Source organism: Methanomassiliicoccales archaeon (genome assembly GCA_026394375.1).
Classification (GTDB): Archaea; Thermoplasmatota; Thermoplasmata; order Methanomassiliicoccales; family UBA472; genus JAJRAL01.
Genome location: JAPKYJ010000007.1, coordinates 21,212 through 28,901 on the forward strand (window position 1 = coordinate 21,212; position 7,690 = coordinate 28,901).

6 protein-coding genes, 1 tRNA gene and 1 rRNA gene are annotated in these 7,690 nt (G+C 62.3%); 7 read left to right on the forward strand and 1 reads right to left on the reverse strand.

Annotated features, from left to right (window positions below):
* The first annotated feature begins 32 nt into the window (after nucleotides 1–32).
* From NT137_01480 to NT137_01505, 6 genes are read left to right on the forward strand one after another with little or no spacing between them, the layout of a single operon-like run.
* Nucleotides 33–455: a hydrogenase iron-sulfur subunit gene (locus tag NT137_01480; GenBank protein MCX6652016.1), complete on the forward strand. Its 423-nt coding sequence runs from the start codon at nucleotides 33–35 to the stop codon at nucleotides 453–455.
* Complete coding sequence (locus NT137_01485; protein MCX6652017.1) at nucleotides 452–1,726, forward strand: FAD-dependent oxidoreductase; 1,275 nt, start codon at nucleotides 452–454, stop codon at nucleotides 1,724–1,726. Before NT137_01480 ends, NT137_01485 begins: the two co-directional genes overlap by 4 nt.
* Before the next feature lie 4 nt (nucleotides 1,727–1,730).
* Nucleotides 1,731–3,413 carry an FAD-dependent oxidoreductase gene (locus tag NT137_01490; protein ID MCX6652018.1) on the forward strand — a complete coding sequence of 561 codons (1,683 nt, stop codon included), beginning with the start codon at nucleotides 1,731–1,733 and terminating at the stop codon, nucleotides 3,411–3,413.
* Nucleotides 3,410–4,531 (forward strand): hypothetical protein, encoded by a 1,122-nt coding sequence (locus NT137_01495; GenBank protein MCX6652019.1) that lies wholly within the window; start codon nucleotides 3,410–3,412, stop codon nucleotides 4,529–4,531. The genes NT137_01490 and NT137_01495 overlap by 4 nt, the downstream gene beginning before the upstream one ends.
* Complete coding sequence (locus NT137_01500) at nucleotides 4,528–5,634, forward strand: 4Fe-4S dicluster domain-containing protein (protein ID MCX6652020.1); 1,107 nt, start codon at nucleotides 4,528–4,530, stop codon at nucleotides 5,632–5,634. Before NT137_01495 ends, NT137_01500 begins: the two co-directional genes overlap by 4 nt.
* Nucleotides 5,631–6,059 carry a hydrogenase iron-sulfur subunit gene (locus NT137_01505; GenBank protein ID MCX6652021.1) on the forward strand — a complete coding sequence of 143 codons (429 nt, stop codon included), beginning with the start codon at nucleotides 5,631–5,633 and terminating at the stop codon, nucleotides 6,057–6,059. The genes NT137_01500 and NT137_01505 overlap by 4 nt, the downstream gene beginning before the upstream one ends.
* A 244-nt stretch (nucleotides 6,060–6,303) precedes the next feature.
* Here the strand turns inward: NT137_01505 and NT137_01510 are convergent.
* Nucleotides 6,304–6,408 (reverse strand) — tRNA-Ser (locus NT137_01510).
* 587 nt (nucleotides 6,409–6,995) lie between these two features.
* Between NT137_01510 and NT137_01515 the strand changes: the two genes are divergently transcribed.
* Nucleotides 6,996–7,690, forward strand: a 16S ribosomal RNA gene (locus NT137_01515); the annotation flags it as partial.

The window sequence follows — 7,690 nt, forward strand, 5'->3', positions numbered from 1 at the left end:
TGGGCGACCGCCGCCCCGCTCGGGAGATACATATGGCAACGTTCGAACCGAGAATAGTGGGATTTCTCTGCAATTGGTGCGCGTACGCTGGCGCGGACCAGGCCGGAGCCAGCCGGCTTAGCGTACCGGCATCCTTCACCCCGATCCGAGTAATGTGCTCCAGCCGCCTCGACCCGGTGCTCATCCTGACGGCGTTCCTGCGCGGCGCGGACGGGGTGCTAATCGCCGGCTGCCACCCGGGCGATTGCCACTACGACACCGGCAATTTCTACACCAGGAGGAGGCAGGCGCTGCTGAAGGACATACTGAGCGAGCTGGACCTGGAAGAGGAACGCCTGCAGCTCCACTGGGTCTCGGCGTCGGAGGGCAAGAGGTTCGCCGAGATCGTGAACCGCTTCGATGCGCGCGTCCGGGAGCTCGGGCCAACCCCCCTAAAGGAAAAGGTGAGCGTGTGAGCGCGAGCAGGGAGGTACTGGTCATCGGCGCGGGTGTGGCCGGCATAGAAGCCAGCCTGTTGCTGTCGAAGGCGGGCGCCAAGGTGCATCTGGTCGAACGCACCTCCTACACCGGCGGCACTGCGGTGCTCTTCGAACAGGTGTACCCCGACCTGGAGTGCGCCACCTGCATGCTCTCGCCGCGCCAGCAGGACCTGCTGCAGGACGGGAACGTAGAGTTGCTCACGCTTTCGCTGGTGGAGAAGGTCGAACCCACTGGCGAACATTTTAAGGTGCTTGTCAGGAAGAAGGCGAGCTTCATCGACCCGGCGGCGTGCATCGGATGCGGCGCCTGCTACGAGCCCTGCCCGGTGAGCGTGCCCAGCGAGGCGGAACAGGGCCTGTCCACCAGGAAAGCGGTGTTCGTCCCTTTCACCGGCGCGCTGCCGAACGTCCCCATGATCGATCGCGACCTCTGCCTCCGCTTCCACGGCAAGGAGTGCCAGGCGTGCAAGGAGGCGTGCGTCTTCGAAGCGGTGAACTATGATCAGAAGGACGAGAGTCTCGAGCTCGAGGTGGACGCAATCATCGTGGCGACCGGCTCGCAGCTGCTGGACCTGACGCCGCTCGTTAGGTATGGCTACGGGAAGGTTCCGGAGGTCTACCACGCACTCCAGTTCGAGAGGCTTTTCGCGCAGAACGGCCCCTCGTCCGGCAACATCGTGATGCGCGATGGCATCCCGCCGAAGTCGGTGGCCCTGGTGCACTGCGCCGGGCGCGCGGAGAGAGGTTACTGTTCCAGCGTGTGTTGCATGTACCTGCTCAAATTCAACCAGTACCTCCGGGCGAAGATGCCGGACGTGGAGGTGCACGAGCTTTACGTCGATATGACCGTGCCTGGTCAGGATGCCCAGAGATTCTACAGGAGGATGATCGCCGGCGGGACGGACCTGATCCGGACCGGCGACGTCCGCGTGGAGGAGCGCGAGGGCAAACCCTGCCTGCTCTACGTGGACGTGAAAGGCACGCGCCGCGAGCTGCGCGTGGACATGGTCGTGCTGGCGCCGGCGCTCGAGCCACGCGCCGACGCGCTCCAACTTGCCAACATACTGGGAATAGCGAGCGGGGAGAGAGGCTACTTCGAGGAAGGCGAGGGAGGGAGCGTTTGCACCTCCCGTCCTGGCATCTACGTGGTCGGAGGAGCGCAGGCGCCGAAGGGCGTGGGAGACTCGGTGGCGGACGCGCATGCCGCGGTGGCGCACATCCTAAAGGCCACGAGCGGGGGGGGATGAGGGGATGAACCGGATCGGCGTGTTCGTCTGCGAGTGCGGCCCCAACATCAAGGACAAGGTGGACATCGCGAAGATGATCGCGAAGGTCTCCAAGCTCAAGGACGTGGCGGTGGCGGAACAATACCGACTCCTGTGCTCGCAGGAAGGCCGTTCGTACCTGGAGGAGCGCATCCGCAAGGAGGCTCTGACACATGCGGTCGTGGCGGCGTGCTCCCCTCGGGAGCACCTGCAGACGTTCATGACCGTACTGGAGAAGGCCGGCCTCAACCCCTACATGCTGCAGATGGTGAACATCCGAGAGCAGTGCGCCTGGGTGACGGAGAAGCCCGACGATGCGACGGAGAAGGCGACGCGGATGATCAAGGCGGCGGTGGGGCGGGTGCGGTTCCAGTCGCCCCTCCAGAGCCGGCAGCTGAGCGTCAATCCGGACGTTCTGGTGCTCGGCGGCGGGGTTTCTGGCATCGAGACCTGCTTGGCCCTGGCCTTGGAAGGGAGGAAGGCGTATCTGGTCGAGCGCGAGCCGGTGCTGGGAGGCGTGATGCGTTCGCTCGCGCGCACGTACCCAGGGATGGACGACCCTCTTCCTAGGTTGGAGGAGAAGATCAAGCAAGTGCGCGTGAACCCCTTCGTGGAAGTGCTTACCGAGCACCGCCTGGAAAGGGTGCTGGGATTTGTCGGCAACTTCGAGGTCACGGTGCGCCCCGTCAAAGAAGGTGGCGAAGTGAGGACGATCAAGGTCGGCTCCCTGGTGATCGCCACAGGCGCGCAGCTCTTCGACCCGAACCAGATGCGCGCGTACGATCGCAGGGGATTGAGCAATGTGCTCACGCCCTTGGAGTTCGAGGACCTGTTCCGCTCCGGATCGATCAAACTAAAGGACGGCCGAGAGCCGCGGTCCGTGGGCATCGTTCACTGCGTCGGGCGCGAGGTCAAGGGGTACTGCTCCGGCGTGTGCTGCATGTACGGCCTGAAGTTCTCGCGCTATCTCAGGGAGAAGCTTCCAGACGTGAAGATCACTCATTTGTACTGGGACCTGAACATCCCCGGCCGGGGGCAGCAGGCGTTCTTCGAGGACACGCTCCGGAGCGGCATCGAGATGGTGCGTGTCTCGGGTGTGCGCCTTAATAAGGGCGAGGAGGGCACGGTCATCACGTTCCTCAAGGAGAGCGGCGCCGAGACGGAGTTGCGGCCGGACCTGGTCGTACTCCTGACCGGACTCGAACCGCGCGCGGACGCCGGAGCGCTGGCGAAATTGGCGACGATCGATCTGGACGAAGCGGGGTTCTTCGCCAGGACGAACCCGAAGCTGAACCCGGTGGCGACGACCATGAGCGGGGTCTATGTGGTCGGGACGGCGCAGGGGCCGGTGGATTCCGCCGGGAGCGCGGTGCAGGCGCAGGCCGCGGCGGGGCAGATCTTAGCCTCTCTTGTGCCAGGGCGGAAAATCGAGATCGAGGCAAAGACCTCGAGCATCACCGAATCGCTGTGCCAGGGATGCATGTCGTGCATCAACGTCTGCCCATTCGGGGCGATCACCTTCAATGAGCAGCGCAAGGTGGCGGTCGTGAACGAGACGATCTGCCGCGGCTGTGGGAACTGCGCCGCCGCCTGCCCCTCCGGCGCGGCGAGCGTCAAGCACTTCACCTACGATCAGATCTACCAGGAGATCGAGGAGGCGGTGAAGTGAGCGGGGGCGCGCACCGCAAAGCGGTCCGCTTCCCTCATCTAGGGGATGCCTCGTCCACGCTCCTCGAGGTCCTCCGCCGCGGCATGGACGGGGGCGCGTTCGACGCTGTCCTGGCGCCGATGAAGGTGCCGGGGGGCGACGGGTACGCGCACATACTCATCAAGGACCGGGAACTGCTGGAGAAGACGGTGCCGCTCCCGCCGGTTATCCCCAAGGCGGCGGGAAAGGTGGTCAGCAGCCTGACGCGCAGGGGCGGAAGCAGCCTCAGGGTCGCGGTGGTGCTCCGTCCCTGCGAGCTGCGCGGCACCGTGGAGCTGCTCAAGCTCAGACAGGTGGAAGTCGCGAACCTCACTTTCATCACCTTGGACTGCCCAGGCGCTTTGCCGTTGCAGGACTTCGCCCTTGATCCTAAGGGAGAGGAATCGAAGTTCGCCGAAACGAAATCGTCCGGCGACGATGGGAACGTACGGCCGATATGCCGTATATGCGTGAACATGAGCCTGGGAACGGCCGACATCCATCTGGGACTGAAGGACCTTCACGAGGGTACGGTCCCGCTCATCTCCCAGAGCGAGAAGGGCGATCGGCTGCTGGAGAAGCTAGCGCTGCCGATGGGCACGGGGCTGTCCCGGTGGGAGGCGCGGGTGAACGAGACAACGGCCCGGCGGGCGCGCCAGAGGGAGGAGTGGCGCCGGGGGTTCGCTCCGCAGGTGCGCGGCACCGACAACCTGCTGAAGGCGCTATCGTCATGCATCAACTGCCACAACTGCATGCGCGCCTGCCCGGTGTGCTACTGCCGCCTCTGCTACTTCGATTCGGAGCGGCTTCTCCACGAACCCGGTGACTACCTCGACCAGGCGCAGCGCAAGGGCGCGCTGCGCTTCCCCCCGGACATGATGCTTTTCCACCTCGGCCGGATGAACCATATCGGGCTGACCTGCGTCTCCTGCGGCATGTGCGAGGACGCTTGCCCCGCCGGCATCCCGATTGCGCAGATTTTCAGCCTGGTCTCCGAAAGGGCGCAGATGACTTTCGAGTACGCGCCGGGGAAGGACGCTGCGGACCCGCTGCCCCTCATTGTCTACCGCGAGCAGGAGCTGGAGGAGGAGAAGGAATGAGCTACGCCATCCGCTCCCGAGAGACCCCAGAAGAAGGACTGAAGCGGCTCCTGAGGTCGCTGCTCGAGAGCCGACGTGTGTCCGGGGTGTTCGCCCTGATCCGGGTGGAGGGGGGCAAGCTGGCGTACGCGCTTATCACCGAACCCGCGAGGATCGAGGAGAGCGCCCCACTGCACCCGCTCATGCCAGTGAACCTGGGGCAGGTCCTGAACCGCTTCACCATGATGGGGGCCTCGCCGGAGCCGGTCGCGGTCGTGATCCGCCCCTGCGAGCTGCGCGCCTTCGTAGAGACGGTGAAGCGCCGCCAGAGCCACCTCGGCAACCTGGTCTTCATCGGCTACACCTGCGGAGGGGTATTCACGCTTAAGTCCTCGCTGCCAGGCGACATCGACGAGCGCATGCCCGGCTATTGGGAGAAGGTGCGGGCCAACGACGTACACCCCGAACTGCGCACCACCTGCCAATCCTGCGTGGAGTTCGTGCCCTACACCGCCGACGTGACCCTGCGCGTCGTCGACGGCGGAGGAGGATTCGAGGCGCTCGCGAACAACGAACGCGGCAAGCGGCTGGTGGCCGGACTCGGATTCGAGGAGACCGAGGGTGTGTTGGACCAGCAGCGCATCGACGCGCTTCTCGACAAGCGGACGAAACGGCGCGAAGAGGTGTTCGCGTCGGAGGCTGCCAAGCCCGGGCTGGAGGGGCTGGTGGCGCAATTCGGGAAGTGCATCGGCTGCCACGCCTGCCGCCAGGCCTGCCCGATCTGCTACTGCAACCTGTGCACGTTCGAGTCGAACCTGTTCGAGAAGAAGCCATCCGACCACGAGCGCCAGCTGGCCGAGAAGGGTGGCACGAGGCTCCCTCCGGACACCATGTTCTTCCACATCGGGCGCATGATGCACATGGCGGTGAGCTGCGTCGCCTGCGGATCGTGTCAGGACGTGTGCCCGGTAAGCATTCCCGTGGCCGTCAACTTCAAGCGAGTGGGCGAGTCGCTGCAGAGGGCGTTCGACTACGATCCAGGGAAAAAACTTGAGCAGCCGGTGCCGGTTGTCACCTTCGAGCCGGAGGAGTTCGTGGACATCGAGGGGGCAAGGAAGAGATGAGCGACGAAGAGAAGCAGGTCAGGATCACCGCGTTCCTATGCAATTGGTGCGCGTACGCTGGCGCGGACCTGGCGGGGGTGAGCCGGCTGGAGATTCCGCCAACGGTGCGCAACATCCGCGTCATGTGCTCTGGCCGCGTGAACCCGTTATTCGTACTCAGGGCTTTCCTGAACGGAGCGGACGGCGTGCTGGTCGCCGGTTGCCACCCGGGCGACTGCCATTACCAGAGGGGGAACTACTACTCGAGACGCAGATTCGTCATGATCAAGGACATCTTCGGCACGCTCGGGCTGGGCGAAGAGCGGATCAAACTCTCCTGGATCTCTGCCTCTGAGGGCCTGAAGTATGCCGAGACGGTGCGCGAGTTGACAGATGCGCTGAAGAAGGAGGAGCCGAACCCGACGCGGAAGGAACTGTTCCTCTGAACGATGCTCGTTTCTGAGCGGGAAGACGCCCTCAGGCCTCCGGCACCTCGGACGTCTAGCATGGGTACCGCGCGAGCTTCCATGCACCCCTCCTCCAGGCGCGCAGGTGAAACCCACCGAATCGCACTACGTGCGTGTCAGGCAGGAAAGCGCTCTCGAAATGCTTCAGAGCGCTTGGGGGCTGCAGGAAGTCAATCCCCCGCTGATTGAAGTATCGAAAATGAAATCTGGCTAAGAAGGGGAGCGCGAAGGGGGGGATTTGAACCCCCGAGTCCTTTCGGACAATGGATGTTTGCCCCGCATATATGAGATAGCAATCCATCGCCTTGCCTGGCTGGGCCACCTCCGCTCCGGCCCCTGACAATACGGACATCGACTTAAAGGTTTTCTTATGGACGAGGTCCTCTGCCCTGGATCAGATGCCATCATTGGCCACAATCTCAAGCCTGATCCTATCTTCACTATCGCATGACCCTTGCGAGGGAGCGAAGAAACTAATGCCTTCCACGATGTCCGGTTGTGTCCGATGAATCGCACAAAAGTCCTGTTGTAGTGGCATTGCTGGCCTTGTGGCAGAAACCCTCAAATACCTCTAAGGAGTAGAGTGAGAGTGTGCGACATGCGATATGCATGGCGCAGTGGGTGGCATCCCGAAACGGTTATATATAGGACCGAAGTTAAGGGAGACTACCTCGGGCACAGGTCGCGTTTGGGTCCTGAGTGTGGCCGTATGGCCAACGATGATCGACCCGCATTCCAAACCTGTGTACAAAGATGGGGAATCGAGATCTCCGTTCCACGAACGTGTTCTCTCGGTTCCGACGCTCGATGATCAAGTACCGCAATATCAATAATCGTGGTACGTCGGTGAAACTTGGTGTACTGCCAATTTCGATAAATACATCCTTGAGGCAGTTTATAATTGTCTCAGGATCGATTCCGGTTGATCCTGCCGGCGGCCACCGCTATTGGAATTCGATTAAGACATGCGAGTCGAGAGACGTAAGGTCTCGGCGAACCGCTGAGTAACACGCGGATAACATGCCCTAAGGTGGAGGATAACCTCGGGAAACTGAGAATAATACTCCATAGATCTAGGATGCTGGAACGCTTCTAGGTCCAAAGCTCAGACGCCTTAGGATTGGTCTGCGGCGTATCAGGTTGTAGTGGGTGTAATGGACCCACTAGCCTATGACGCGTATGGGCCTTGAGAGAGGAAGCCCACAGATGGACTCTGAGACATGAGTCCAGGCCCTACGGGGCGCAGCAGTCGCGAAAACTTCACAATGGGAGAAATCCCGATGAGGGAATTCCAAGTGCTAGCACTATGTGTTAGCTGTTCTTTTGTCTAAAAAACAGAAGAAGTAAGGGCCGGGTAAGACGGGTGCCAGCCGCCGCGGTAATACCCGCGGCCCGAGTGGTGGTCGATATTATTGAGCCTAAAACGTCCGTAGCCGGTCTTGTAAATCCTTGGGTAAATCGGCCAGCTTAACTGTCCGAAGTCCGGGGAGACTGCAAGACTTGGGATCGGGAGAGGTCAGAGGTACTTCTGGGGTAGGGGTAAAATCCTGTAATCCTGGAAGGACCACCGGTGGCGAAGGCGTCTGACTAGAACGAATTCGACGGTGAGG